We start from the raw sequence: 24,921 nt of genomic DNA, 5'->3' as shown, positions 1-24,921 counted from the left end.
GCGTGGGAAAGTGCTCAACCGGCGTACGGGTCCGGCACCTTGCCGGGCCGGGCCAGGAACTCGAAGTCGCAGCCGGTGTCCGCCTGGGTGATCTGGTCGTTGTAGAGCGCGCCGTAGCCGCGCTCGTACCGTGCGGGCGGCGGGGTCCACTCCGCCCGGCGTCGCTCCAACTCCTCGTCGTCCACGTTGAGTTGGAGGGTGCGTGCCTCGACGTCCAGGGTGATGGTGTCCCCGGTCCGGACGAGCGCGAGCGGTCCGCCGACGTACGACTCGGGCGCGATGTGCAGCACGCACGCGCCGTAACTCGTCCCACTCATCCGGGCGTCGGAGATCCGGACCATGTCCCGGACACCCTGCTTGAGGAGGTGGTCCGGGAGCGGGAGCATGCCGTACTCGGGCATACCGGGGCCGCCCTTGGGGCCCGCGTTGCGCAGCACCAGCACGCTGTCGGCGGTGATGTCCAACTCCGGGTCGTTGATGGTGCGTTGCATGGTCCGGTAGTCGTCGAAGACGACCGCGGGGCCGGTGTGCTTGAGCAGGTGCGGCTCGGCGGCGATGTGCTTGATGACGGCGCCGTCCGGGCAGAGGTTGCCGCGCAGGACGGCGACCCCGCCTTCGCTCGCCACCGGGTTGTCGCGGGGTCGTATGACGTCGTCGTTGTGCACCCGCGCGCCTGCGAGCTGTTCGCGCAGGGTGTCGTGGGAGACGGTCGGGCGGTCGAGGTGGAGCAGGTCCGTGATCCGGGAGAGGAAGCCGGGCAGGCCGCCGGCGAAGTGGAAGTCCTCCATGAGGTACGTCCGTCCGCCGGGCCGCACGTTCGCCAGGACCGGGACCGTGCGGGCGATGCGGTCGAAGTCGTCGAGCGTGAGGCGGACGCCCGCGCGGCCGGCCATGGCGATCAGGTGGATCACGGCGTTGGTGGAGCCGCCGAGGCCGAGGACGGTGGTGACCGCGTCCTCGAAGGCTTCCTGGGTGAGGATCGACGAGAGAACCCGCCCCTTGTGGACTTGTTCAACAATCCTCATGCCTGATTGCGCGGCCATCCGATCGTGCCCCGAGTCCACGGCCGGAATGCTCGACGCCCCCGGCACGGTCACGCCCAGCGCCTCCGCAGCCGCCGTCAGCGTGGACGCCGTCCCCATGGTCATGCAGTGCCCGGGCGACCGTGCCAGGCCGCTCTCCAGCTCCGTCAGCTCGCAGTCGCCGATGAGGCCGGCGCGCTTGTCGTCCCAGTACTTCCACATGTCGGTGCCGGAGCCGAGGACCTCGTTGCGCCAGTGGCCCGGCAGCATCGGCCCGGCGGGGACGAAGACGGTGGGCAGGTCGACGCTGGCGGCGCCCATGAGCAGCGCGGGGGTCGACTTGTCGCAGCCGCCCATGAGCACGGCGCCGTCGACGGGATACGACCGCAGCAGTTCCTCGGTCTCCATCGCGAGGAGGTTGCGGTAGAGCATCGGGGTCGGCTTCTGGAAGGTCTCGCTGAGCGTGGAGACCGGGAACTCCAGCGGGAATCCGCCCGCCTGCCACACGCCCCGCTTGACCGCCTGGGCGCGGTCACGGAGGTGCACATGACAGGGATTGATGTCCGACCAGGTGTTGAGGATCGCGATGACCGGCTTGCCGAGGTGTTCCTCGGGGAGGTAGCCGAGCTGGCGGGTGCGGGCCCGGTGGCTGAAGGAGCGCAGCCCGTCGGCGCCGTACCACTGGTGGCTTCTGAGCTCTTCCGGTGCCTTCATGTGGACCATCCGGCGGCTATCGCGGCGACCTCGGCGCGCTCGCTCTCGGGCAGGGGCTTGCTGGGGGGCCGTACGTCACGGCGGCACAGACCGAGTGACGCAAGCGCTTCCTTGACGATCGTGACGTTGTTCGCGGAGCCGTTTGCCGCCCTTAGTTCCTCGAATCGGCGGATCTGTTCCCACACCTTCATCGCGCCCGGGTAGTCGCCAGATCGAAGCGCTTCGATCATGTTCAGCGAGACGGACGGGGCGACGTTCACGAGCCCCGAGGTGAAGCCGGTGGCGCCCGCCGAGAAGTAGGAGGGGGCGTACGGTTCGGCCAACCCGGCCACCCATACGAAGCGTTCGAGGCCCGCGTCCCTGGCGAAGGCGGCGAAGCGGGCCGCGTCGGGGACGGCGTACTTGACGCCGATGACGTTCGGGCAGTCGTCGGCGAGTTCGGCGAGGCGGGCGCCGAGGAGTTGGGCGTTGCGGATGTACGGGACGACGCCCAGGTCGGGCACGGCCTCGGCGATGGCGCGGTGGTAGTCGACCCAGCCGCCCTGCGAGACGTAGGGGTGGACGGGCTGATGGACCATCACCATCTGGGCGCCGTGGTCGCGGGCGTGCAGGGCGGAGGCGATGGCGGTGGGCACGTCGTGGCCGATGCCGACGAGGACCGCGGCGCGTGTGCCCGCCTCGTCGATGGTCAACTCCGTCACCAGCTGGCGTTCTCGAGGGGTGAGGGCGTAGAACTCGCCGGTGTTGCCGTTCGGCGTGAGGATGCCGATCCCGCCGTCGAGCAGGCGGCGCAGCAGGGTCCGGTGGGTGTCCTGGTCGACAGTGCCGTCCGCGGCGAACGGGGTCACCGGGATCGCCACCACGTCGGCCAGGGCGGCCCGTTGGGCCTCGAACGCCGCTGTCATGCCTGACCGTCCTCTCCCTGGGTGCCCAACTCGGTTCCGGGGAAGGCCCGTTGGACGAACGACGCGATGTGGGCGTGCAGCGCGGTCGCCGCGGCGTCCGCGTCGCCGTCGAGGGCGAGCCGCAGGATCTCGCGGTGTTCGCCTGCTTCCCGCTCCCAGGAGGGCGAGGCGGCCCAGGCGACGGCGGAGACCAGGGCGGCCTGGTCGCGGACCTCGTCGAGCATCCGGCCGAGCAGCGGGTTGCCGCACGGCAGATACAGGGCGCGGTGGAACTCCCGGTTGGCGAGGGAGCGTTCGGCGGTGTCGGTCGCCTCGTCGGCGCGGGTCAGCGCCTCGCGTGCGGCCTCCAGGGAGGCGCCCAGTCGCACGGCCCGCCGTAGCGCCTCGGGTTCGAGGAGCAGCCGTACGTCGTACACCTCGCGCGCCATGTCCGCGTCCACCATGCGCACCGTGACGCCCTTGTACTGGTTCATCACGACGAGCCCGGTGCCGGCCAGGGTCTTGAGCGCCTCGCGCACCGGGGTCTTGGACACCCCGAACTGTGCGGCGAGTTCGGTCTCGACCAGTGGCTGACCCGGCGTCAACTGCCCGGTGAGGATGCGGCGTTTGATCTCCTCCTGCACGTACTGCGTGCGGGAGGGGATCGGCGTGGGCACAGAGGTCATGCGCGCCTCTCGGATCTCACATATCGCGTCTCATATATGACGTACGAAGTACGACGCGTTGAAGGTAGGAGCGGCCCAGTGTTTCGTCAATGCTTCTGACAGAAGAACCAGAAAGCGCTTCACATGGTCGCGCTTCAGATGGTCTTGGTGACGCCTTCGAGCGCGGCGGAGGTCCGGCCGGGGAAGATCGCGGCGGCGCGCTCCAGCGCCGCTTCCCTCGTGAGGGTGGGTCCCACGTGGGTGATGAGGAGTTCGCGGGCGCCCTTGGCGCAGGCGCCGGCGTCCTCGGGCGTGAGGTGGAACTGCCGTTCGCCTTCGCGATGCCGGTCGATGTCGGCCTCGCAGAGGAACACGTCGGCGCCGCTCGCGAGTTCGGACAGCGCCTCGCAGGGTCCACTGTCCCCGGAGTAGCCGAGGACACTCCCCTGGCACTCGGCGCGCAGCCCGTACGCCTCGGTGTCGTGGGCGACGGCGCGTGCGGTGAGGCGGAGGTTCCAGTGCCGGACGGCGTGGCCGTCGTAGAGCGGGCGGAAGTCGAAGACGCCGCTCAGGAACCGTACGTCCGGCTGTCCGAAGAAGCCGGCGAGCCGGCGGGCGCAGTCCTGCGGGGCGTAGAGCGGGATCGGGGCGGCCGGGGTCATCCCGCCGAAGGCGAACGCGTAGGCCGCGGCGAGGAGATCGGCGCTGTGGTCGGCGTGCAGATGCGAGATCCAGATCGCGGTGAGCCGCGCTGGATCGGTGTGCCGCTGCAACTCCGCGAATGTTCCGGTGCCCGCGTCCACCCACACCTCGGCACCGCCACCGCGCAGCAGGTACCCGGAGCAGGGGCGGCCGGGGCGTGGATGCGGGGAGGCGGTGCCGAGGATCGTGAGACTGAGAGGCATGTCGGGGAAGAGTACGGCTCCGGGGCCCGCAGCACTCACAATTGCGGTGTTCTGCGGACATGCGCCGTGTTGCCTCATGTCGTGTCGCGGCTGACGAAGTCAAGTGGCGTACGAGTGGCGGCTGTTCCGGGTCGGGGGTGGCGGCGAGCCGGCGCCGGCGTTCTCGGCCGGGGCGCAGGGCACTGGGGTCGACGGCGGAACGTGGGCGTACGGACAGGTCCGGCTGATGGTCAAAGGTCGTCCTGCCGTCAACTGGCGGAGAAGTAGTGGCCGTTGTCCATGTCGGCGAGGAGGTCGGGCGGGGCGGGTTCCCAGCCGAGGGTCCGGCGGGCGATGAGGTTGGACACCGGGTAGCTCTGCGTGGCGATGTTCGTGAGGAACCCGAAGTACCCCGGCGTCATCAGGGCATCGCGGGGAACGCTCACGGCGGGCAGGCCCAGGCGGCCGGCGATGGCCTCGGCGATGTCGCGGAACGGGATGCCCCCGTCCTCGACCGCGTGCCAGTACGAGCCGGCCGGCCCCTTCTCCAGCGCCAGGCGGAACAAGGTGGCGTCATCGCGGGCGTGCACGGCGTTCCACAGGTTCGCGCCGTCTCCCGGGGTAACCGACGAAACCCTTCTCCTTCGTGAGCGCGATCAGCGTGGGGAGGAAGCCGACACGATCGGTCGTGCTGTGCGCGACGATGGCGATCCGCACGACCGAAGACCGTACTCCCTGCTCGGCGAGGTCGCGATGCCAGGTGCCGGGCGGCCGGTATCGCGTGCCCGCCGGGGCAGCCAGGGCAGCCGCGTGACCGGTAGCACGTCCGGCCCGGCCGCGACGCGCCACGTCAGCTCGACACTTCCTCCCGTCCTCGGTCGTCGCCGGCTGTGGCGGGGATGGCGGGGATGGCGTTGTCGATGAGGACGGCGGCGATGGCGGCGGCGGTGGGGAAGGCGTCGGCATTGAGAACCCGGGTGCGGGCCGCCGCGCCGTCGATGAGCAGCGCGAGCTGCTCGCCGAGCTGCTCGGGGTCGGCGGCGCCGGCTTCGCGGGCGGCGTCGGCCAGCCGCGCGGCGACGGCTTTCTTGTAGTCGCGTGCGTACTGGGATGCCGGGTGCTCGGGGTCGTGGAGTTCGACTGAGGTGGCGATATAGGGGCACAGGGGTGTGGTGGGCGGCACGTCGAAGGCCGCGAGGAGCCGTTCGCGGGGCGTGAGGTCGGTGCGGTCGAACACGCCCGACAGAACGGAGGGGTCGAACCGGCGCAGGTACTCGGCGACGAGTTCGTCCTTGCCTGCGAAGTGCTGGTAGGCCGTGCGCTTGGACACCTCGGCCGCCGCGCAGAGCTGGTCCATGCCGGTGCGGGCGATGCCCTGCTCGCGGAACAGTTGCTGGGCCGCGCCCAGGATGCGCTCGCGAGCGCCCCGGCCGCGACGCCGGCCCGTGGGGCCCTTCTCCAACTCCGTCTCCGTCATGCCCCCATGGTACCCCGGCCGGGTAACGACCGGTGTACATAGTTTGCGCCCAGCCCCTTCACCCCGTACGTTAAGAACACAGGACGGTGTACTTAACTCCGTCGCCCCAGCTACACACGGCACCACCGACCCAAGGGAACGACCATGGGAAAGCTCGACGGCAAGGTCGCGGTCATCACCGGCGGCACCACCGGCATGGCGCTGGCAGGCGCGAAGCTGTTCGTCGAAGAGGGAGCGCACGTCTTCATCACCGGCCGCCGCCAGGACGCCCTGGACGAGGCCGTGAAGGAGATCGGGCGCAACGTCACCGGAGTCCAGGGCGACGCCGCCGACCTGGACGACCTGGACCGCCTGTACGACACCGTCAAGCGGGAGAAGGGCAGCCTCGACGTGCTGTGGGCCAGCGCAGGCGGGGGTGAGCCCGCCCCGCTCGGTGAGATCACCGAGACCCAGTTCGACACCTGGTTCGGGCTCAACGCCCGCGGCACCCTGTTCACCGTCCAGAAGGCGCTCCCGCTCTTCAACGACGGCGGCTCCATCCTCATGACCGGCTCCAACGCCTCCCTCGGCGCCTTCCCCGGCTGGAGCGTCTACGCCGGCAGCAAAGCCGTCCAGCAGGCCTGGGCCCGTGTCTGGCTCAACGAGCTCAAGGACCGCCGTATCCGCGTCAACGTCCTGACCCCCGGCCAGGTCGCCACCGCCAAGCAGGCGGAACTCTTCGACGAGGCCACCAGGCGCCAGTTCGAGTCCCTCATCCCCCGCGGCCTGATGGGCAGCCCCGACGAGATCGCCACCGCCGCCCTCTTCCTCGCCTCAGACGACTCCAGCTATGTCAACGGCATGGAACTGGTCGCCGACGGCGGCACCACCGCCATCTGAACCGGACAACCCACCACCAGGACAGGACATCTCATGAGCAGCATCAGCATCATCGGCACCGGGAACATGGCCCGCACCATCGGCGCGCGGGCGGTGGCGGGCGGCAACACCGTCGAGGTCATGGGCCGCGACCAGTCCAAGGCCGACGACCTGGCCAAGGCTCTCGGCGGCGGCGCGACGACGGGAGAATGGGGCACCGCCCCTGCCGGGGACATCGTCGTCGTGGCCCTGTTGTACGACGGTGTCGTGCCGGTCGTCACCCAGTACGGAGACGCTCTCGCGGGCAAGGTCCTCGTCGACATCAGCAATCCCTTCAACTCCACGTTCGACGGGCTGGCCCACCGCGAGGAGACCTCCATCGCGCAGGAAGTCGCCAAGGCGGCCCCGGCAAGCGCCAACGTGGTGAAGGCTTTCAACACCGTCTTCCGTCACGTCCTGGAGAAGGGACGGCCCGACGTCTTCATCGCCGGCGACGACGCGCAGGCCAAGGCAAGCGTGGAGGCGTTCGTCGAGAGCCTCGGAATGCGCCCGCTGGACGTCGGCGGCCTGAAAATGGCGCACTGGCTGGAAGGAGCGGGCCTGGTCACGGTGGGCCTCGCCAACAACGGGGTGGGGAACTTGGACTTCTCCCTCGGCATCACGGAACTTCCCGTCTGAGCCGACGGTCGGAAGATCACTCCGTCAGGCCGACGGTGGACCGGCCGCTCGCACCGGTGAAGGGGTCCGGGGTGAAGTGAAGTCCTCGGCAAGACCTACGGCTTCCACCCCGGATCCCGCCCGCTCAACCCCACCGCCCGGTCCAGCAGCGGCGCGTGCGCCGGTACCGGCACCACCGGGCCGAAGATGCCCCCGCCCCCGGTCGGGTCCTCGGCCGCCGCCAGCAGGAAGGTGTGCGACGCCCGGAGTGCGGCCGGGTCGGGCTCGTAGGGCTGGCCGGTGGCGGCGGCCAAGTCCCAGCCGTGGATGACCAGTTCGTCGGCCACGACGGCGGCGGCGACCGCGCCAGGGAGGTCGACGCCGCCCGCTCGGGTCATGCCGCTCCAGGCGGCCGGGTCGCGCCAGGCCTCGGCGAGTCCGTCGAGGACCTTGGGGAAGTCCTCGCGCCAGCCGGGGCCGATGTCGGAGGCGGCGGTGTCGGGCGCGGTGTCCGTCATGACGCCCAGGTCCTTGCGCGCGGCGTCACGGAAGGCCACGGACAGGCCGAGCAGGTGTCCCAGCATGTTGCGCACGGCGGTGCCGGGGCACGGGGTCGCGTCCCTGAGCTGCTCGTCGGTGACGCCTTCCACGAGGCGGGCGACGACACGGGTCTGCGGGCCGAGGTCGAAGATGCTGTCGGTCATGCGCTTCCCTTCCGGGGTTCGGTCTCCACTCATGAGGTGGACCGACCGCGGCCCCGAAACTCATCGCGCACCCGTGTCCCGCCCCCACCGACCCACCTTTCTACGGCACCTGCCCGATGCCGCCTCCCTCGCCTTAGACCCACGATGACCAGGCATGACGACAAACTGGACGGTGACGCGCATCCTGCGGGACCACAACGCGGGGCTGTATTTCACGGGCCTGGTGGTGTCCGCCTTCGGCACGTCCGCCCTGGGGCTGGCGGCCGGCGTGTGGGTGAAGGACCTCAGCGGCTCGAACGGTCTGGCCGCGCTCTGCGTGTTCGCGGTCTGGGCACCGACCCTGTTCGGCCCGGGCCTCGGCACGATCGCCGACCGCGTCCGCCGCAAGCCCCTGCTGATCCGCACGAACCTCGCCCTGGCCGCCCTCCTCCTCACCCTCTTCGCCGTCGACTCCCGCGCCGACCTGTGGCTCCTGTTCACGGTCCTGCTCGTCTACGGCACGGTCGTCGTCGTCCAGGACCCCGCCGAGTCGGCTCTTGTCGCCGCCGTGGTGGACCGGGATCTCCTCGGCGACTTCAACGGGCTGCGGATGACGGCCGTGGAGGGCATGAAGCTGGTCGCGCCGCTGACGGGCGCGGGCCTGTACGCCGCGTTCGGCGGGCCGGCGGTGGCCTGTCTGGACGCGGCGACGTTCGTGCTGGCGGCGGGACTGTGGCTGTTCGTGCGCGCGCACGAGGAGCGGCCGCAGCGCCCCGCCGTCGACTGGCGGGCCCAAACCGCCGAGGGCGTCAGCGAGTTGTGGGCGCGTCCCGGGTTGCGCCGACTGGTCGTGGCGGGCGGGACCATGATGTTCCTGGCCTCCCTGAGCAGTTCGACGAACTACGCGATCGTCGAGTCCCTGGGGCACGCGCCCGCCTACACGGGGGTGTTGTACGTCGCCCAGGGCACCGGCTCGGTCGCGGTCGGACTCGTCTCCGGTCCCGCGCTACGACGGCTCGGCGAGCGGCGGTTCGGGGCGGCCGGGATCGCCCTCGCGGCGGTCGGGGTGGCCGCGCGGGCGGTGCCGTCCGACCCCGTGGTCCTGGCGGGCGGCACGGCGGTCGGCCTGGGGCTCCCGTGCGTACTGATCGCCGCGTTCACCGCCGTGCAGCGGGAGTTGCCGGGTCCGCTGCTGGGCCGGGCGACCGCCACCGCCAACACCCTGCTCTTCACACCGAACGTGATCGGGCTGGCGGCGGGGGCGGCACTGATCGAACTGGCCGACTTCCGGGTGGTGTTGATGGTGGTCGGGCTGGGGCTGATCTCGACGGGGGTGTGGCTGGGGCTGGTTGGGACGGACACACTCCGAGCACTTTCGGGGAGGAGAGGGCCTGGCCCCGATCAGAGCCCGGCGAGCGCCGACCGTACCTCCGCCAAGTCCCCGTCCGACGCCAACCCCGCGTGATACAGCCGCAGTTCCGTCGCGCCGAGGCCGCGCGCCCGTGCCGCGTCCGCCGCGAGTGCCCCCGGGCGGCCGCCCATCCCGGAGACCACCGTGAAGTTGGCCGCCAACACCCCGCCGTCCAGGCCCTGTTCGGCGAACGGGGTGAGCAGGCCCGCGCCGCCCGTGCAGGGGACGACCACACCGTCGGCCACGGAGAGAATGTGCGCGGGGTCCACGCCCGCGTTGGCGCCGCAGTGGTACGACTCCGGGTCGGCGTGCAGCAGGACCTGGAAGCCGGCCGGTGCGGCGGACCGGACCGCGGTGACCGCCGTCTCCTGGAGTGTGCGGGCCCTGTCGTCGCGCCACGCGCGCGTGGCGGTCGCGTTCGCCTCGCCGAGGAGTTTCTCGACCCCGGCCCAGCCGCCGTCGGAGGGCGCCCCCTGCCACACCGGTTCCAGCGCGGCGCGCACCACCGCCGCCAACTCATCGGCGTCGAGGCCCTGTTCGCCGTAGCCCTCCCGGCAGGTCGGACAGAAGCACAGGGACATCAGGTACTGGCCCGCGTCCCCGAGGGGGACTCCCCCGGTCTTGTCGTGGGCGTGCAGATGGGCGAGGCCGTACCAGCCCAGGGACTCCAGCTCGGTGCCGTGCGCGCCGGGTCGTACGGCCGCTTCGGCGGCGAGGTCGACGAGGTACGCGCGCGTGGCCGGCTGGGCGATGCAGGGTGCCCAGGGGTAGCGGTCGCCGTAGGCGTTGACCACCGAGGTGCCCGGATGTTCCGCGCCCAGGCGGGAGTTGTGGGCGAGTACCACCCAGGTGTGCACCTCCAGGCCCGCGTCCGCGAGGGCGGTGGCGGCCTCACCGTAGGCGTCGCCCGGCGCCCAGTCGCCGGCCGCGTACGGCCTCAACTCCCGCCCCTGCCAACGGGAGTCCGGCGGGTACAGGACGGCCGCGTGCTCAGCGGTGACGATGCGGTGGTGCGGGTGACGGGGGGTCAGCGCGCGCGTGGAGTGGTACGCGGAGGCGAGGGTCGCCTGCCGGACCCCGAGCCCGGCGATCCTCTCGCCCGCCTCGGGGTCGCCGTTGACGTCCCAGGGATAGACGAACGCCGATGCCTTCACGCGCCCTCCTCCGTCCGCGAATCGAGCTGCGGCTCGATCAACGTGTAGCCGCGCTCGATGAGTTGGGCCAGCCGCTTGACATGATCCTCGGTCGGTTCCGTCAGCGGCGGGCGGACCTCGCCGACGTCCAGGCCGCGCATCCGTACGCCCGCCTTGACCAGCGACACCGCGTAACCGCGTCCCTGGGCGCGCAGTTCGACGAACGGCCGGTAGAAGCCGTCCAGGAGGCGGTTCGCGGTGGTGTCGTCGCCGGTCGCGAGGGCGCGGTGGAAGGCGAGCGCGAGCTCGGGGACGAAGCAGAACACGGCGGAGGAGTAGAGGGTGATGCCGATGCCCCGGTAGGCGAGTTGGGTCTGTTCGGCGGTGGGCAGTCCGTTGAAGTACAGGAAGTCGCCCGGGACTTCGGCGCGTACGGTGCTCACGATCCGCTGCATCAGGTCGAGGTCGCCGAGGCCGTCCTTGAAGCCGATGATCCCCTCGGTGCGGGCGAGTTCGACGACCGTGGCCGGGGTGAACACGGCGTTGTCGCGCTGGTAGACGATGACGGGCAGCGCGGTCGAGGCGGCCACCTCCCGGTAGTGCCGCAGCAATCCCTCCTGCCCGGCGACCACCAGGTAGGGCGGCATGGCGAGCAGCCCGTCCGCGCCGGCGGCCTCCGCGAGCCGTGCGTACCGTACGGCGAGCGCGGTGCCGTAGCCCGCGCCCGCGACCACCGGCACCCGACCACCGGTCGCCTCCACGGCGGCCCGCACGCACGCCTCGAACTCCTCGGGCAGCAGCGCGTGGAACTCCCCGGTGCCGCAGCACGCGAACACGGCGGCGGCACCGGCCTCGACGCCCTGGCGGACATGCGCGCGGTACACGTCGAGATCTACGGCGCCGTCGGCGCCGTACGCGGTGACGGGGAAGAAGAGCGGCCCGCTGGGGATACTGAGCCGGTCGGCGAGAGGGGCTGGCGTCACGGGCTCTCCCTTGAAACAGGCGCGTGCGTTCTTCTGATCAACGTCTACATTTCTGAACAGCCCCACCCTAAGGATCTGCCTCAGCGCGGGTCAAGCAGGCAAATGTGCGAGAAGGACGCGGATTTCCCAGGTCCGCGCCACACTTGACGGGCATGGTGACCGATCCTTAGCGTGTCCATGCATGTGAATAACGTTCACACATGAGGCCGATGATCCTAGGAGACCGAGGATGCCCGCTCCCCGCACCGTTCTGCTCACCGGCGCCGCAGGCGGGCTAGGCACCCTGATGCGGGAGCTGCTCCCCTCCTACGGCTACGACCTGCGGCTGCTGGATCTGCGCCCGATCGGGGGCGAGCCGGACGCGATCACCGCCGACCTCTCCGACCGGGCCGCGCTCCGCGAGGCCGTGCGGGGCGTCGACGCGATCATCCATCTCGCCGGCATCTCCCTGGAATCCACCTTCGACAAGATTCTCGCGTCGAACATCGAGGGCACGTACAACCTCTACGAGGCCGCCCGCGAGGAGGGCGTCCCCCGCGTCGTCTTCGCCTCCTCCAACCACGCGGTGGGCTACACCCCGAGGCCGCAAGGGGACGACCCCCTCATCCCGATCGACACCCCGCACCGCCCCGACACCTTCTACGGCCTGTCCAAGTCCTTCGGCGAGGACCTCGCGCAGCTCTACTGGGACAAGCACGGCCTGGAGACCGTCTCCGTCCGTATCGGCTCCTGCTTCCCGGAGCCCAGCAGCGTGCGCATGCTGTCGATCTGGATGAGCCCCGCCGACGGCGCCCGCCTCTTCCACGCGGCCCTGACCGCCGAGGACGTAGGGCACACGGTCGTCTACGGCTCCTCCGCCAACACCCGTCTGTGGTGGGACCTGTCGACCGCGCGGGCGCTCGGTTACGAACCGCGGGACGACTCGGAGCCGTACGCCGAGAAGCTGATCGCCGAGCAGGGCGAGCTGGAGCCGGGCGTCGAGGCGCACGCCTATCTCGGCGGCCACTTCGTGAACGACCCGCCGATCTGGCCGTACTGACCGGAAGAGGAACTCCAGGGCGGCGGGCGGGCACCGAACGGGCCCGCCCGCCGGCGTGTTCGGGCACGGACGCTGCCCGATCTCCCGCCCCGGCGCACAGCCGTGCAGGTCCGCGACGGGCACGGCGCGCGGTAAACGGTCACACACGGGCAGCATCGGGCCTGCAACAGGCCTGGTCAGTGCCGCGCACCCGCTGTAGAACTTCCCCCAAGGGTCCCACCGGGCCCGAACGGGCAGTACTCCGGGTGAGCGGGAAGGCGGTGTCGGCCATGGGGACGAGTTCGGCGGAAGAACGTCAGCGGGAGATCGTGCGCACCGCGCGCCGCACCGGCTCGGTCGACGTCACCGCGCTCGCCGCCGAGCTGGGCGTGGCCAAGGAGACCGTACGGCGGGATCTGCGCGCCCTGGAGGACCACGGGCTGGTCCGCAGGACCCATGGCGGGGCCTACCCCGTGGAGAGCGCCGGTTTCGAGACGACGCTCGCCTTCCGCGCCACCAGCCATGTCCCGGAGAAGCGCCGGATCGCGGTCGCCGCGGCCGAGCTGCTCGGGGACGCCGAGACGGTCTTCGTCGACGAGGGCTTCACCCCCCAGCTCATCGCCGAGGCGCTGCCCAGGGACCGGCCGCTGACCGTGGTCACCGCGTCCCTGCCGGTCGCGGGCGTGCTCGCCGAGTCCGAGAACACCTCGGTACTGCTGCTCGGCGGCCGGGTCCGGCACGGCACCCTCGCCACCGTCGACCACTGGACGACGAAGATGCTCGCCGGCTTCGTCCTCGACCTCGCCTTCATCGGCGCCAACGGCATCTCCCGCGAACACGGCCTGACCACGCCCGACCCCGCCGTCAGCGAGGTCAAGGCACAGGCCATCCGCGCCGCCCGGCGCACCGTGTTCGCCGGTGTGCACACCAAGTTCGGGGCGGTCAGCTTCTGCAGGTTCGCCGAGATCGGCGCCCTGGAGACGATCGTCACGAGCACGCTGCTCCCGTCGGCCGAAGCCCACCGGTACTCCTTGCTGGGGCCACAGGTCATCCGCGTCTAGCACGCCGTTCGAAATTCCAACTGAGTCTCTACGTAGGGCGCAGCCACGCCCGGCCCGCGCCTTTTTCTCCCCATATGTGCAGGAGCGATCCATGCGAACCCAGAGCCGACGACGGCCCCCGCGAGCAACGCTCGCCCTGGCCGCCGTAGGGACGCTGCTCGCCCCGCTGCTCTCCGGCTGCTGGGTCGGAGCGGGCGGCGCCGGATCAGGCGGCAACTCGGTCAACGTCCTGATGGTCAACAACCCCCAGATGGTCGAACTCCAGAAACTGGCCCCGCACTTCACGAAGGAGACCGGCATCAAGGTCAACTTCACGGTGCTGCCCGAGAACGACGTCCGCGACAAGATCAGCCAGGACTTCGCCAACCAGGCCGGCCAGTACGACGTGGCGACCCTCTCCAACTACGAGATCCCGATCTACGCCCGCAACGGCTGGCTGCACGAGATGGACTCGTACGTCGCCAAGGACCCCGCCTACGACGAGCAGGACATCCTCAAGCCGATGCGGGAGTCCCTGACCGCCGACGACGGCAAGCTCTACGGGCAGCCGTTCTACGGCGAGTCGTCCTTCCTGATGTACCGCAAGGACGTGCTCGCCGCGAAGGGCCTCACGATGCCCGCGCACCCGACCTGGACCCAGGTGGCCGACATAGCCGCCAAGGTCGACGGCGCGAAGTCGGGCATGAAGGGCATCTGTCTGCGCGGGCTGCCCGGCTGGGGCGAGTTGATGGCGCCGCTGACCACCGTCGTGAACACCTTCGGCGGCACCTGGTTCACCAAGGACTGGAAGGCGCAGCTGGACTCCCCCGCGTTCGAGCAGGCGACGAAGTTCTATGTCGACCTCGTCCGCAAGCACGGTGAGTCCGGCGCTGCCCAGTCGGGCTTCGCCGAGTGCCTCAACAACATCACCCAGAGCAAGGTCGCCATGTGGTACGACGCCACCTCGGCGGCGGGATCCCTGGAGGCCAAGGGCTCCCCGGTGAAGGGCAAGATCGGCTATGTCCCCGCGCCCGTCGAGAAGACCGACTCCTCCGGCTGGCTCTACACCTGGGCCTGGGGCATCCAGAAGGCGTCCCACAACTCCGACAAGGCCTGGAAGTTCGTGTCCTGGGCGTCCAGCAAGGAGTACGAGCAGCTGGTCGGCGAGACCGACGGCTGGGCCAACGTGCCGGCCGGGAAGCGCGCCTCGACGTACACGAACCCCGAGTACGTGAAGGAGGCCGCCGCCTTCCAGGAGCAGACGAAGGAGGCCATCGAGGGCGCCAAGCCCAACGACCCGGGTGTGCAGCCGCGGCCCGCGCCCGGCATCCAGTTCGTCGACATCCCCGAGTTCACCGACCTCGGTACGAAGGTCTCCCAGGAGATCAGTTCGGCCATCGCCGGACGCCAGTCCGTCGACTCGGCCCTGAAGAAGTCCCAGAAGCTCGCCGAGAAGATCTCCAAGGAGTACGAGGGACGATGACCGCCACGACAACGGCCCCGCTGGCCGCCAGCCCAACCCGTACCGCGCGGCAGCCCTCGGACCGACTGCGCGCCTGGGCCACCCGTGCCCCGCTGCTCCCCGCCCTTGTCTTCATGATCGTCGTGACCCAACTCCCGTTCGTGGCCACGCTGGTGATCTCGTTCTTCGACTGGAACGCGCTCTATCCGAAGGCCCGGCACTTCACCGGTTTCGACAACTACCAGCAGGTCCTCAGCGACGCCGATCTGCGCCACTCGGTGTGGACGACCGTCCTGCTCACCGTCGCCGTGGTGCTGGCCAGCCTGGTCATCGGCCTGCTCCTCGCGCTGCTCCTGGACCGTAAGTTCCGCGGCCGGGGCTTCGTCCGCACCCTGCTGATCGCACCGTTCCTGGTGGTGCCGGTGGCCGCGGCCCTGCTCTGGAAGCATGTGCTCTACAACCCCGAATACGGCCTGCTCAACGGTCTGTTGCACTATGTGGGCGGACCGCAGCCGGACTGGATCTCCAACACCCCGCTGCTCGCGGTGGAGGCCTCCCTGGTGTGGCAGTGGACACCGTTCATGATGCTGATCCTGCTGGCCGGGCTCCAGAGCCGCGACCACCAGCAGATCGAGGCCGCGAAGGTGGACGGCGCGAGCGACTGGCAGGTCTTCCGCTATCTGACGCTGCCGCATCTGCGCCGCTATCTCGAACTGGGCGCCCTGCTGGGCTCGATCTACATCGTCCAGAACTTCGACGCGGTCTTCACCATCACGTCCGGCGGCCTGGGCACCGCCAACCTGCCCTACACCGTCTACCAGAGCTTCTACCAGGCCCACGAGAACGGCCTCGCCTCGGCGGCCGGCGTCCTGGTGGTCATCGGCTCGATCATCATCGCGACCTTCGCCCTGCGGGTCGTGTCGTCCCTGTTCCGAGAGGAGGCGTCCCGCGCATGAGCAGCATCGCCGTACGCGCGCGTGCCCGCCGCAAAGGCTCGGGCCTCGGCCTGGTGGCCTGGCTCCTGGGCATCGTGTTCTTCCTGCCCATCGCCTGGATGGCGCTGACGTCCTTCCACTCGGAGAGCGACGCGGCGACCAACCCGCCGTCCTTCGGTGCCGCCCTCACCCTGGACGGCTACCGGGAGTTCTTCGGCACGGGTGGCGGCGCGAGCCCCTGGCCCGCGCTGGTCAACTCCCTGGTGGCGTCCGTGACTTCGACGCTCTTCGTACTGCTGCTGGCGTTCCCGGCGGCCTACGCGCTGTCGATCCGACCGGTGAAGAAGTGGACCGACGTCCTGTTCTTCTTCCTGTCCACGAAGATGCTCCCGGTGGTGGCGGGCCTGCTGCCGATCTACCTGTTCGCGAAGAACGCCGGAATGCTGGACAACATCTGGCTCCTGGTCATCCTCTACACCTCCATGAACCTGCCGATCGCGGTGTGGATGATGCAGTCCTTCCTCGCCGAGGTCCCGGTCGCCGTCATCGAGGCGGCGCAGATCGACGGCGCGCGGCTGCCGACCATCCTCGCGCGCGTGGTGGCCCCGATCGCCCTCCCGGGGATCGCGGCGACAGCCCTGATCTGCTTCATCTTCAGCTGGAACGAGCTGCTGTTCGCCCGGGTCCTCACGGGTGTCGTCGCCGAGACCGCGCCCGTGTTCCTGACCGGCTTCATCACCAGCCAGGGCCTGTTCCTGGCGAAGGTGTGCGCCGCGTCGCTCGTCATCTCCCTGCCGGTGCTCGCCGCGGGGTTCGCCGCCCAGGACAAGCTGGTCCAGGGCCTCTCCCTGGGAGCCGTCAAATGAAGGCCGCCGTCATCGAGTCCGTGGGCCGCGCCGTCGTCACCGAGGTCCCGGACCCGACGCCGGGTCCCCGCGAGGTCGTCGTCGAGGTCGCCGCGTGCGGCCTCTGCGGCACCGATCTCCACATCCTCCAGGGCGAGTTCGCGCCCAAGCTGCCGATCGTGCCGGGCCACGAGTTCGCCGGTGAGATCGTCGCGGTCGGCACCCAGGTCTCCGAGGTCTCGGTCGGCGACCAGGTGGCCGTGGACCCGTCGCTGTACTGCTTCGAGTGCCGGCAGTGCCGCAACGGCCACAACAACCTCTGCGAACGCTGGGCCGCGATCGGCGTCACCACGGCGGGCGGCGCGGCCCAGTACGCACTCGCCCCCGTGGCGAACTGCGTGAAACTGCCCGAACACGTACGCACCGAGGACGCGGCCCTGATCGAACCGCTCTCCTGCGCGGTACGCGGCTACGACGTCCTGAAGTCCCGCCTGGGCGCGCACGTCCTGCTCTACGGCTCCGGGACCATGGGCCTGATGATGCTGGAGCTGGCCAAGCGCACCGGCGCGGCGAGCGTCGACATCGTGGACCTGAACCCGGCCCGACTGGAGACGGCCCGCACACTCGGTGTCTCCGGCTCCGCGGCGAACGCGGACGAGCTGGAGAGGCCCCAGGGCTGGGACCTCGTGATCGACGCGACCGGCAACGCGGCGGCGATCCAGGACGGCCTGGACCGGGTGGCCAAGGCGGGCACGTTCCTGCAGTTCGGGGTGGCCGACTACGCGACCCGGGTGTCGATCGACCCGTACCGCATCTACAACCAGGAGATCACCATCACCGGCTCCATGGCCGTGCTGCACAGCTTCGAGCGGGCGGCGGAGCTGTTCGCGAACGGGGTCCTCGACCCCGGGATCTTCATCAGCGACCGGATCGAGCTGGAGCGGTATCCGGAGGCGCTGGCGCAGTTCGCGGCCGGCGTGGGGCGGAAGATCGTGGTGATTCCCTGAGTGAAACGACGGGATTCGAGCCAGTACTTCCAAAGCTTGGCCAATTGGTCACTTGGTAAGGGAACGGCAAAATGGTCTCGGTCGTTCACGAGGCATGACAGCTATGACCCCTGGCTCGAACATCCCTCTTCCGGTCTCCCGGGTGGCGGTCGATGTCGCCGCCCCCGTGCGGCTCGACGTGTCGAGCCTGCTGCTCACCGGCGACGGCAAGGTGCGCTCGGACGACGACTTCATCTTCTACAACCAGCCGAACGGCCCGGGTGTGACGTACCGCTCCGGCGGCGGTACGTCCCCGGACGCGATCACCGTCGACACGGCCGCGGTGCCGCCCGGGATCGAGAAGATCGTCGTCACGGCGAGCCCCGACGCCGCGGGGCAGACCTTCCAGGGCATCGAGCCCACGGCGACGATCCGCAACGCGGCCGACGGCTCGGTGCTGGCCACGTTCACGCCCCCGCAGCTCGGCGCCGAGACGGCACTCGTGGTCGTGGAGATCTATCTCCGCAACGGCGTCTGGAAGGCCCGCGCGGTCGGCCAGGGATACGCCAACGGCCTGGCGGGCATCGCCACCGACTTCGGCGTCTCGGTCGAGGAACCGGCCCCGGCGCCGGTGGCTCCGCCGGCCCCCGTGACACAGACCCCCGTGGCGCCTCCGGTGCCCGCCGCTCCCCCGGCACCGCCCGCCGCGCCGCCGCTCGGCGCCGGAAAGATCAACCTCGACAAGGGCCGCGTCAGCCTCCAGAAGAACCAGACGGTGTCCCTGGTCAAGGGCGGCCGCGCGCTCCTCTCCCAGGTCAAGATGGGCCTCGGCTGGGAGCCCGCGTACCGCGGCAAGGACATCGACCTCGATGCCTCGGTCATCGCCTACGGCCCGCAGCGCAACCACATCGACAGCTGCTACTTCGGCAAGCTCTCGATCCTCAACGGCGCGATCAAGCACTCCGGGGACAACCTCACGGGCGAGGGCGGCGGTGACGACGAGGTGATCGTGGTCGACCTCGGCCGCATCCCCCAGGAGGTCACCGGCCTGGTCTTCACGGTCAACTCCTTCTCCGGCCAGAAGTTCACCGAGGTCGCCAAGGCCTACTGCCGCCTCCTGGACGCCGCGACAGGCGAGGAACTGGTCCGCTTCGACCTCACCAACGCCGAGGCCCAGACCGGCGTGATGATGGCCAAGCTGGTGAAGCAGTTCTCCGGCGAATGGGACATGACCGCGATGGGCGACTTCGTGAAGTCCCGCACGGTGAGGGGCATGGTGAAGCCCGCGGCTCAGGCGCTGTAAGCACTCCTACGACCGCTGCGGGCGCCCCTGATCAGGGGCGCCCGGCGTTCATTACCCCTGGGCGGCGGGCCGCAGGCCGTCCGTCAGCAGGGACAGATAGCGGCGGATGAACTTCCCCTGGCCGTCCGCCAGTTCGGACGCCGTGGACACCCCGTGGGCCAGGCGCAGGACCTCGATCGGCTCGATGTCCCGGCGCAGGGTGCCCTCCTGCTGCGCCGCCTCGACCAGTCGCTGTGCCGCACCCTTCATGTGCGTGCCGCAGGCCGTGAGCGTGACATTGGTGCCGTCCGAAACGGCCGAGCCCAGCAGGGCCTTCATACCGCGCACCTGGATCGTGCCGACGCACACCTCGTACAGCCACTCGGCCAGTGCCTCGCCCGGCGGCAGTTCCTTCGCGAGTTCGTCGGCGCGGGTGCCGAGCGCCTCGATCCGGTCGACGTAGGCCGCCTCCAGCAGCGCCTGCCGGGTCGGGAAGTGCCGGTACAAGGTCCCCGAGCCGACCCCCGCGCGCTTGGCGATGTCGTCGAGCGACGCGTTCTCCCCGTGTTCGGCGAACGCCTCGGCCGCCACCTTCAGCAGGCGCTCGTAGTTGCGCCGAGCGTCCGCGCGCATGGGCCTGACCTGCGTCATCCAGATACTCCTTGCGAACCGGGGACTCTCTCCGTATCTTACCGAGTACTAAACGGAGACAGTCCCCGCTTATCTCGGCGGGCAGTCCGTGCTGCCCGCACGCCTCTCAGCCGGGGACGCCAGACCGGGAGAACTCCATGTCCACGCCGTCCGCACCGTCCACCACCGCCGATCCTCTCCCCGCACCACCCGGGCCCGCCAGGCTCGGCGCCGTCCTCTTCGTCGTCGTCACCGCCTATCTGATGGTCGGCGTCGACTCCACCGTCGTCAACGTCGCGCTGCCCGACATCCAGAAGGACCTCGGCTTCAGCCCCACCGGCCTGTCCTGGGTCCTCAACGCCTACACCCTCGCCTTCGGCGGACTGCTGCTGCTCGGCGGCCGGGTCGGCGACATCGTCGGCCGCCGCCGGACGCTCACGATCGGCGTGCTGCTCTTCGCCTCGTCCTCCCTGCTCGGCGGACTTGCCACCGACAGCGCCTGGCTGCTCGCGGCCCGCGCGCTCCAGGGCCTGGGCGCCGCGCTCATCGCGCCCAACACCCTCGCCCTGATCACCACCAACTTCCCGGAAGGGCCGCGCCGTCACCACGCGCTCGGCATCTACACGTCCATGGCCGGCATCGGCGCCTCGATCGGTCTCGTCATCGGCGGCATGCTCACCTCCTGGGCGTCCTGGCGCTGGTCCCTGCTGATCAACGTGCCGATCGGCGCGGCCGTGGCCCTCGCCCTACCCCGCTTCGTGGGCGAAACCCCGCGCCACGCGGGCCGGTTCGACGCGGCGGGCGCGCTCACCGGCACCGCCGGGATGACCTCGATGGTGTACGCGTTCATCCGGGTCTCCTCGGACGGCTGGGGCGACCTCCAGACCCAGTTGGGCTTCAGCGCGGCGGCGGCCCTGCTCGTGGGCTTCACCCTGGTGGAGTCACGCGCCGACCAACCCATCATGCCGCTGCGGCTGTTCGCGAGCCGCAACCGCGCGGGCGGTTATGTGGGCGTCCTGCTGCTGCCGGCGGGCATGTTCGGCGCGTTCTACTTCCTCACGCTGATCATCCAACGGGTCCTGGACTACAGCCCGTTGCGCGCGGGCTTCGCCTTCCTGCCGCTGACCCTCGCGATGTTCACGGTCGTCCGCTTCGTACCGCGCCTGCTCGCCCGTCTCGGCGCGAAACCGGTCCTGCTCACCGGCATGGCCCTGCTCGTCGCCTCGGCGGTCTGGCTCTCGCAACTCAGCCCCGGCGACGGCTACTTGACGGGTCTGCTCGGCCCGCTCGTCCTGATGGGCGTGGGCGTCGGCCTCAGCTTCATGCCGCTCAACGCGACGATCCTCGCGGGCATCGAACCCCGGGAGGCGGGCTCGGCATCGGGTCTGCTCCAGACCCTCCAGTGGCTCGGCGGGACCCTCGGACTGTCCGTCCTGGTCACCGTCTTCGGCACGGCGACCCGGCACACGACCGGATCGCCGTCCGACATCCTCGTCCACGGCTCGGCCCGCGCGTTCGCCGTCGGCGCGCTGATCGCCCTGACCGCGCTGCTGGTGTCGGCGTTCGTGATCACCGGCAGGAAGGAGGCCGGGCGGGCCGTCTAGAACAGCGCGCTGTACGCGTTCAGCGCGGGCTGTCCGCCGAGGTGGGCGTAGAGCACGGTGGAGTCGGCGGCGATCTCGCCACGGGCGACCAGATCGATCATCCCGGCCATCGACTTGCCCTCGTACACGGGGTCGGTGACCATCCCCTCGGTGCGGGCGGCGAGGCGCATCGCGTCCAGGGTGGTCTCGTCCGGGATGCCGTAGACGCCGGCGTGGTAGCGGTCGTCGAGTTCGACGTCGTCGACGGTCAACTCCCGCTTGACCCAGATCAGTTGGCCGGTGCCGTGCGCGATACGGGCCACCTGCTCGCGGGTCTCGGCGGGCTTGGCCGACGCGTCGATGCCGAGGACGCGGCGCTCACGCCCGCCCGCCTCCTCGATCGCCTTGAACCCGGCGACCATGCCGGCCTGGGTGGAGCCGGTCACCGAGCACACCACCACGGTGTCGAAGAAGACGCCCAACTCCCGCTCCTGCTCGGCGACTTCATGGGCCCAGTTGGCGAAGCCGAGGCCGCCGAGCGGGTGGTCGGAGGCGCCGGCCGGGATGGCGTACGGCTTGCCGCCGCTCTCCTCGACCTCCCGCAGCGCCTGCTCCCAGCTCTCCTTGAAGCCGATGCCGAACCCGGCCTTCACGAGGCGTACGTCCGCTCCGGCGAGCCGGCTGATCAGGATGTTGCCGACCTTGTCGTAGACGGAGTCGGGCCACTCCACCCAACTCTCCTGGATCAGCACGCACTTGAGCCCGGCGCGGGCGGCACAGGCGGCGACCTGGCGGGTGTGGTTGGACTGCACGCCGCCGATGGAGACGAGGGTGTCACAGCCCTTCGCGAGGGCGTCCGCGACGAGGTATTCCAGCTTGCGGGTCTTGTTCCCGCCGTATGCCACACCGGAGTTGCAGTCCTCGCGCTTGGCCCACAGGGCGGCGCCGCCGAGGTGGGCGGTGAGGCGCTCCAGCGGGTGGACGGGCGAGGGGCCGAAGAGGAGGGGGTAACGGTCGTACGAGGAAAGGGACATGGGGTTCTCCCGGGTCAGTCGGTGTCGGCGAGGCTTTCGAGACCCCGCCAGATCTCGGCCGTCACGCGGACCGCGTCGTCCACGTCACCGTCGGAGCAGGCCTCGATGAGCCGCTCGTGCAGTCCTGCCGAACGGCAGTTGCCGCCCTCGCCGAAGCGCCGTCGCTCCAGTCGACGGATGAGCGGGGTGTAGCGGGCGACGGTGGCCGCGGCGGCGCGGTTGCCGCTCACCCGGACCAGGACGTCGTGCAGTTCGTCGTCGGCGCGCAGCGCCGCGTCCACGTCCCCGGCGCGCACGGCGGCGGCGAACCGGTCGTTGGCCGCGCGCATCACGTCAACGTCCGTGCCCTGCAAAAGGGGTACGGCGATCCGCGTCACCAACTCGTGCAGGGCACCGACGACAGCCGCCGCGTCCCGTACGTCGGCGGCCACCACCGGGGTCACCCGGGTGTAACTCTGCGGCTTGCTCTCCAGGAGCCCGTCGTCCACGAGCCGCGAGAACGCCTCCCGCACCGGCGCCCGGGACAGCCCGAGCCGCTCGGCCAGCTCGGCGTCCCGCACCACCGCGCCGGGTTCGATCTCGCCGGCCACGATGGCGTCGCGGATCGCTTCGTAGGCGCGGTCCCGGAGGAGGGTGCGGGGGACGGGGCGTAGGGCTTCCATGGCCGTAATGCTAGAACTGAAATGTTAGATGTCAATATCCCTTCTGGATCCCTCCTGGTGTCTCAGACAGCCCAGGGCCAGTCCGCGTCCCGGGCCGCCTCCAGCAGGGGCACCATCCGGAAGGCCGCGTCCGAGAGGCCGCCGAAGGTGTGCCGGCTGGCGGTGCCGGACGGGCCGTGGCCTGCCCGGTACCCGGCGAGGTTCCAGGTGTAGACCGGCACATGGGCCGGGACCTGCTCGGTCGGGTCGCCGTAGTGGCTGTACTCGGCCTGCTCGTCGGTGATGATCAGCACCCGGTCATGGCCCCGGTAGTGCGAGCGGACCGCCGAGGTGGTGTTGGTGCCGCCCAGGTCGCCGAAGCGGCCCAGGACCTTGAGCACCGACTCGCCCGCACCGAAGTCGAGGCGCTTGCTGGTGGTGCCGAACTCGACCAGGTCCGCGGCCGCCGCCCGCAGCGCGAGCGCCGTACCGAAGACCGCTGCCGCGTCGGCCCGGTTGAGCTCCGAGCGGTCGGACAGCCGCGAGTAGAACATCGAACCCGAGCGGTCCACGAGCACCAGCGTGCGGCCCGGCAGCGCGGGCACGTTGGCCAGCGAGTGGCCGAGCGCCTGCTCCAGCGGGTACGACCAGCGCAGCGAGGGCGCGTGCCGGTACGCGGCGAGATACCGGAAGGGGAACTGCCGCGAGCGCGCGACCTCCGCCGGGTCGCTGATCTTCGCCGCCACCTGCGCGGCGACCTCGTCGGAGACCCCGGCCCCGTCGAAGTTCCGGAGATTTCGGACGAGCGCCATCGAACCCATGGACGGGATCACGGCCTCCCAGGCTGCCTTGTCCATCGGGCCCTGGAGCCAGCCGGCCAGCGCCTCCCACGTCATCCCGGCCGCCGCGAGCCGCTCGGCGCCATCGGCCGCCGTGACGACCGCGCGTCGCTCGGCGACCGGCAACGCCATCAACTCGCGGTGCGCGGTCAGGACACGGTTCGACGCGGGCGGTACGGCGGTGTCCGGGTGGTGCCGGCGGTCCAGCGCGTACTGGAACAGCTCGCCCTGCCACGCCTTGTCCGGGTCCGGCGCCGCGTGCACCAGGTTGAGGATGTCGCCGAAGCGGTAGCCCTTGGACGCGGTGTCGTACTTCAGCAGCGACGCGCCGCCGTAGAGACGTCGTACGGCGTCGGCGACACCCCGCTTGACGGGCTTCGGGATGGTGCGGCCGTAGCGCGCGGTCCAGTACGCGAGCAGCTCGCCGGGCTCGTCCGGGCGCCGGAGCACGGAGTCGACGACCTGTCGGTTCGAGGGGCCGTCGGTGGCGCCGACGTCGAGGCGGGCCTTCACGTACTCGGCGGCGCCCACGATCGAGGCCGTACGGAGGTTGCCCTCGCCGCGCAGCCAGCCGAGGAGGCCGGCCGTCCAGACCGGGTCGGTGACGGCGAGTTCGCGCACGAGGGTCGCGAAGCGGTCGTCGCGGTCGGCGCCGGACTCGTAAAAGGTCTGCTGGGAAACGAAGTTGGCGACGGCGAGCAGGAAGAGCTCGGAGCGCGCGTCGCGCTCACGGCCTCGGCCGCCCTGGTAGGTGCGGAGTACTCGGCCCGTCGAGGTCACTCGCGACGTGGGCTGCGCCTTCGCCGACTTGTTGTTGAATCGCGACATGATGAATTCCCCCCGAATTCATTGGTGTTCCGGAGGGAGGAGCGGCAAAGGGAGAGCGCCCGAGGTCGAAGTCGACTGCGGTGCTTATAAACTGGCGCGTCTTCCGTTCCGCCACATCGACCCTGAGTCGATGACGGGATTCGAACCCGCATGAGGGATTCACCCCCACCAGTTCCCGAAGTATCCGCTGCCTGCGCACCGGGCACCCATCAAATGCCGCGCCTCCCGAGATCAAATCGGCGGCGGCATGGGATTCTTTGGAAGAAGTAGCCGCAGCCCGCGCACCGGGAGGTGCATGAAGTTGTGGTGTCCAGAGTTCAAGGCCGGCGGAACCGACGTAGGTGCTCTAACCCCTGAGCTACACCGGCGCGTTGTACCGGTGGCGGGACTCGAACCCGCGGCCGCCCCATTATGAGTGGAAGTAGGT

The 24,921-nt window shown here is 70.3% G+C and carries 24 protein-coding genes; 11 read left to right on the top strand and 13 right to left on the bottom strand.

Annotation, left to right across the window (positions count from 1 at the left end):
- Positions 1–14: 14 nt before the first annotated feature.
- The 6 genes from araD to ACFXC1_RS14180 form a co-directional block, all read right to left on the bottom strand.
- Positions 15–1,745, bottom strand: a complete 1,731-nt coding sequence (gene araD, locus ACFXC1_RS14205; protein ID WP_381242484.1) for an L-arabinonate dehydratase — start codon at positions 1,743–1,745, stop codon at positions 15–17.
- Positions 1,733–2,641 (bottom strand): dihydrodipicolinate synthase family protein, encoded by a 909-nt coding sequence (locus ACFXC1_RS14200; RefSeq protein ID WP_381242482.1) that lies wholly within the window; start codon positions 2,639–2,641, stop codon positions 1,733–1,735. The genes araD and ACFXC1_RS14200 overlap by 13 nt, the downstream gene beginning before the upstream one ends.
- Positions 2,638–3,306: a GntR family transcriptional regulator gene (locus tag ACFXC1_RS14195; protein ID WP_381242480.1), complete on the bottom strand. Its 669-nt coding sequence runs from the start codon at positions 3,304–3,306 to the stop codon at positions 2,638–2,640. Before ACFXC1_RS14195 ends, ACFXC1_RS14200 begins: the two co-directional genes overlap by 4 nt.
- A 134-nt stretch (positions 3,307–3,440) precedes the next feature.
- Positions 3,441–4,190 carry an MBL fold metallo-hydrolase gene (locus ACFXC1_RS14190; RefSeq protein WP_381242478.1) on the bottom strand — a complete coding sequence of 250 codons (750 nt, stop codon included), beginning with the start codon at positions 4,188–4,190 and terminating at the stop codon, positions 3,441–3,443.
- 248 nt (positions 4,191–4,438) lie between these two features.
- Positions 4,439–4,759 (bottom strand): Rossmann-fold NAD(P)-binding domain-containing protein, encoded by a 321-nt coding sequence (locus ACFXC1_RS14185; RefSeq protein ID WP_381242476.1) that lies wholly within the window; start codon positions 4,757–4,759, stop codon positions 4,439–4,441.
- A 260-nt stretch (positions 4,760–5,019) separates the two neighbouring features.
- Complete coding sequence (locus ACFXC1_RS14180; protein ID WP_381242474.1) at positions 5,020–5,646, bottom strand: TetR/AcrR family transcriptional regulator; 627 nt, start codon at positions 5,644–5,646, stop codon at positions 5,020–5,022.
- A 144-nt stretch (positions 5,647–5,790) separates the two neighbouring features.
- Between ACFXC1_RS14180 and ACFXC1_RS14175 the strand changes: the two genes are divergently transcribed.
- Together ACFXC1_RS14175 and ACFXC1_RS14170 are read left to right on the top strand one after the other, a co-directional pair.
- Positions 5,791–6,525 (top strand): SDR family NAD(P)-dependent oxidoreductase, encoded by a 735-nt coding sequence (locus ACFXC1_RS14175; RefSeq protein ID WP_381242472.1) that lies wholly within the window; start codon positions 5,791–5,793, stop codon positions 6,523–6,525.
- Between the two features lie 33 nt (positions 6,526–6,558).
- Positions 6,559–7,182 carry an NADPH-dependent F420 reductase gene (locus ACFXC1_RS14170; RefSeq protein ID WP_381242470.1) on the top strand — a complete coding sequence of 208 codons (624 nt, stop codon included), beginning with the start codon at positions 6,559–6,561 and terminating at the stop codon, positions 7,180–7,182.
- A gap of 95 nt (positions 7,183–7,277) precedes the next feature.
- Here ACFXC1_RS14170 and ACFXC1_RS14165 read toward each other — a convergent pair whose 3' ends face one another.
- A complete protein-coding gene (locus tag ACFXC1_RS14165) occupies positions 7,278–7,865 on the bottom strand; it encodes a TIGR03086 family metal-binding protein (RefSeq protein ID WP_381242469.1) in 588 nt (195 codons plus the stop codon).
- 154 nt (positions 7,866–8,019) lie between these two features.
- On the opposite strand from ACFXC1_RS14165, the gene ACFXC1_RS14160 reads away from it, so the two are divergent.
- Positions 8,020–9,309, top strand: coding sequence for an MFS transporter (locus ACFXC1_RS14160; RefSeq protein ID WP_381242467.1), 1,290 nt, complete (start codon positions 8,020–8,022; stop codon positions 9,307–9,309).
- Here ACFXC1_RS14160 and ACFXC1_RS14155 read toward each other — a convergent pair.
- Both ACFXC1_RS14155 and ACFXC1_RS14150 read right to left on the bottom strand, forming a co-directional pair.
- Complete coding sequence (locus ACFXC1_RS14155; RefSeq protein WP_381242465.1) at positions 9,246–10,409, bottom strand: hypothetical protein; 1,164 nt, start codon at positions 10,407–10,409, stop codon at positions 9,246–9,248. The two genes, ACFXC1_RS14160 and ACFXC1_RS14155, sit on opposite strands and share 64 nt — an antisense overlap.
- Positions 10,406–11,371 (bottom strand): 5-dehydro-4-deoxyglucarate dehydratase, encoded by a 966-nt coding sequence (locus tag ACFXC1_RS14150; RefSeq protein WP_381242463.1) that lies wholly within the window; start codon positions 11,369–11,371, stop codon positions 10,406–10,408. The genes ACFXC1_RS14155 and ACFXC1_RS14150 overlap by 4 nt, the downstream gene beginning before the upstream one ends.
- Before the next feature lie 229 nt (positions 11,372–11,600).
- Here ACFXC1_RS14150 and ACFXC1_RS14145 point away from each other — a divergent pair, with 229 nt between their 5' ends.
- The 7 genes from ACFXC1_RS14145 (at position 11,601) to ACFXC1_RS14115 (ending at position 18,960) form a co-directional block, all read left to right on the top strand.
- On the top strand, positions 11,601–12,410 hold the full coding sequence (locus tag ACFXC1_RS14145; protein WP_381242461.1) for an NAD-dependent epimerase/dehydratase family protein: 810 nt from the start codon (positions 11,601–11,603) through the stop codon (positions 12,408–12,410).
- Between the two features lie 269 nt (positions 12,411–12,679).
- A complete protein-coding gene (locus ACFXC1_RS14140) occupies positions 12,680–13,450 on the top strand; it encodes a DeoR/GlpR family DNA-binding transcription regulator (protein ID WP_381242459.1) in 771 nt (256 codons plus the stop codon).
- A gap of 91 nt (positions 13,451–13,541) precedes the next feature.
- Positions 13,542–14,912 carry an ABC transporter substrate-binding protein gene (locus ACFXC1_RS14135; protein WP_381242457.1) on the top strand — a complete coding sequence of 457 codons (1,371 nt, stop codon included), beginning with the start codon at positions 13,542–13,544 and terminating at the stop codon, positions 14,910–14,912.
- A complete protein-coding gene (locus ACFXC1_RS14130; RefSeq protein WP_381242455.1) occupies positions 14,909–15,847 on the top strand; it encodes a carbohydrate ABC transporter permease in 939 nt (312 codons plus the stop codon). Before ACFXC1_RS14135 ends, ACFXC1_RS14130 begins: the two co-directional genes overlap by 4 nt.
- Entirely contained in the window at positions 15,844–16,692 is an 849-nt protein-coding gene (locus tag ACFXC1_RS14125; RefSeq protein WP_381242453.1) for a carbohydrate ABC transporter permease, read from the top strand. Before ACFXC1_RS14130 ends, ACFXC1_RS14125 begins: the two co-directional genes overlap by 4 nt.
- Positions 16,689–17,678 (top strand): zinc-dependent alcohol dehydrogenase family protein, encoded by a 990-nt coding sequence (locus tag ACFXC1_RS14120; protein ID WP_381242451.1) that lies wholly within the window; start codon positions 16,689–16,691, stop codon positions 17,676–17,678. The genes ACFXC1_RS14125 and ACFXC1_RS14120 overlap by 4 nt, the downstream gene beginning before the upstream one ends.
- 103 nt (positions 17,679–17,781) lie before the next feature.
- The gene (locus tag ACFXC1_RS14115) at positions 17,782–18,960 is read left to right on the top strand and encodes a TerD family protein (RefSeq protein ID WP_381242449.1); all 1,179 of its coding nucleotides are present in this window, start codon (positions 17,782–17,784) and stop codon (positions 18,958–18,960) included.
- A gap of 51 nt (positions 18,961–19,011) precedes the next feature.
- Here the strand turns inward: ACFXC1_RS14115 and ACFXC1_RS14110 are convergent, their stop codons facing one another.
- Entirely contained in the window at positions 19,012–19,590 is a 579-nt protein-coding gene (locus ACFXC1_RS14110; protein ID WP_381242447.1) for a TetR/AcrR family transcriptional regulator, read from the bottom strand.
- A 137-nt stretch (positions 19,591–19,727) separates the two neighbouring features.
- Here ACFXC1_RS14110 and ACFXC1_RS14105 point away from each other — a divergent pair, with 137 nt between their 5' ends.
- Complete coding sequence (locus ACFXC1_RS14105) at positions 19,728–21,173, top strand: MFS transporter (protein ID WP_381242445.1); 1,446 nt, start codon at positions 19,728–19,730, stop codon at positions 21,171–21,173.
- Here ACFXC1_RS14105 and ACFXC1_RS14100 read toward each other — a convergent pair.
- From ACFXC1_RS14100 to ACFXC1_RS14090, 3 genes are all read right to left on the bottom strand, one after another.
- On the bottom strand, positions 21,170–22,186 hold the full coding sequence (locus ACFXC1_RS14100; RefSeq protein WP_381242443.1) for a 1-aminocyclopropane-1-carboxylate deaminase: 1,017 nt from the start codon (positions 22,184–22,186) through the stop codon (positions 21,170–21,172). The genes ACFXC1_RS14105 and ACFXC1_RS14100 overlap by 4 nt on opposite strands.
- Before the next feature lie 14 nt (positions 22,187–22,200).
- Positions 22,201–22,848 carry a GntR family transcriptional regulator gene (locus tag ACFXC1_RS14095; protein ID WP_381242441.1) on the bottom strand — a complete coding sequence of 216 codons (648 nt, stop codon included), beginning with the start codon at positions 22,846–22,848 and terminating at the stop codon, positions 22,201–22,203.
- Positions 22,849–22,910: 62 nt separating this feature from the next.
- On the bottom strand, positions 22,911–24,494 hold the full coding sequence (locus ACFXC1_RS14090) for a TROVE domain-containing protein (RefSeq protein ID WP_381242439.1): 1,584 nt from the start codon (positions 24,492–24,494) through the stop codon (positions 22,911–22,913).
- Positions 24,495–24,921 lie beyond the last annotated feature (427 nt).

This window comes from Streptomyces hokutonensis (genome assembly GCF_042751305.1).
In the GTDB taxonomy this organism is placed as follows: Bacteria; Actinomycetota; Actinomycetes; order Streptomycetales; family Streptomycetaceae; genus Streptomyces; species Streptomyces hokutonensis_A.
The sequence above is the reverse complement of the archived record's forward strand: the minus strand, read 5'-3'. Positions and strand labels throughout refer to the sequence as shown.

Bases quoted from the DNA above. Each gene is read 5' to 3' on its own strand.
- ACFXC1_RS14125 (WP_381242453.1), top strand. From the start codon at position 15,844: ATGAGCAGCATCGCCGTACGCGCGCGTGCCCGCCGCAAAGGCTCGGGC.
- ACFXC1_RS14115 (WP_381242449.1), top strand. From the start codon at position 17,782: ATGACCCCTGGCTCGAACATCCCTCTTCCGGTCTCCCGGGTGGCGGTC.
- ACFXC1_RS14140 (WP_381242459.1), top strand. From the start codon at position 12,680: ATGGGGACGAGTTCGGCGGAAGAACGTCAGCGGGAGATCGTGCGCACC.
- ACFXC1_RS14180 (WP_381242474.1), bottom strand. From the start codon at position 5,646: ATGACGGAGACGGAGTTGGAGAAGGGCCCCACGGGCCGGCGTCGCGGC.
- ACFXC1_RS14110 (WP_381242447.1), bottom strand. From the start codon at position 19,590: ATGACGCAGGTCAGGCCCATGCGCGCGGACGCTCGGCGCAACTACGAG.
- ACFXC1_RS14170 (WP_381242470.1), top strand. From the start codon at position 6,559: ATGAGCAGCATCAGCATCATCGGCACCGGGAACATGGCCCGCACCATC.
- ACFXC1_RS14100 (WP_381242443.1), bottom strand. From the start codon at position 22,186: ATGTCCCTTTCCTCGTACGACCGTTACCCCCTCCTCTTCGGCCCCTCG.
- ACFXC1_RS14160 (WP_381242467.1), top strand. From the start codon at position 8,020: ATGACGACAAACTGGACGGTGACGCGCATCCTGCGGGACCACAACGCG.
- ACFXC1_RS14105 (WP_381242445.1), top strand. From the start codon at position 19,728: ATGTCCACGCCGTCCGCACCGTCCACCACCGCCGATCCTCTCCCCGCA.
- ACFXC1_RS14135 (WP_381242457.1), top strand. From the start codon at position 13,542: ATGCGAACCCAGAGCCGACGACGGCCCCCGCGAGCAACGCTCGCCCTG.
- araD (WP_381242484.1), bottom strand. From the start codon at position 1,745: ATGGTCCACATGAAGGCACCGGAAGAGCTCAGAAGCCACCAGTGGTAC.
- ACFXC1_RS14195 (WP_381242480.1), bottom strand. From the start codon at position 3,306: ATGACCTCTGTGCCCACGCCGATCCCCTCCCGCACGCAGTACGTGCAG.
- ACFXC1_RS14200 (WP_381242482.1), bottom strand. From the start codon at position 2,641: ATGACAGCGGCGTTCGAGGCCCAACGGGCCGCCCTGGCCGACGTGGTG.
- ACFXC1_RS14095 (WP_381242441.1), bottom strand. From the start codon at position 22,848: ATGGAAGCCCTACGCCCCGTCCCCCGCACCCTCCTCCGGGACCGCGCC.
- ACFXC1_RS14145 (WP_381242461.1), top strand. From the start codon at position 11,601: ATGCCCGCTCCCCGCACCGTTCTGCTCACCGGCGCCGCAGGCGGGCTA.
- ACFXC1_RS14130 (WP_381242455.1), top strand. From the start codon at position 14,909: ATGACCGCCACGACAACGGCCCCGCTGGCCGCCAGCCCAACCCGTACC.
- ACFXC1_RS14165 (WP_381242469.1), bottom strand. From the start codon at position 7,865: ATGACCGACAGCATCTTCGACCTCGGCCCGCAGACCCGTGTCGTCGCC.
- ACFXC1_RS14175 (WP_381242472.1), top strand. From the start codon at position 5,791: ATGGGAAAGCTCGACGGCAAGGTCGCGGTCATCACCGGCGGCACCACC.
- ACFXC1_RS14120 (WP_381242451.1), top strand. From the start codon at position 16,689: ATGAAGGCCGCCGTCATCGAGTCCGTGGGCCGCGCCGTCGTCACCGAG.
- ACFXC1_RS14090 (WP_381242439.1), bottom strand. From the start codon at position 24,494: ATGTCGCGATTCAACAACAAGTCGGCGAAGGCGCAGCCCACGTCGCGA.
- ACFXC1_RS14190 (WP_381242478.1), bottom strand. From the start codon at position 4,190: ATGCCTCTCAGTCTCACGATCCTCGGCACCGCCTCCCCGCATCCACGC.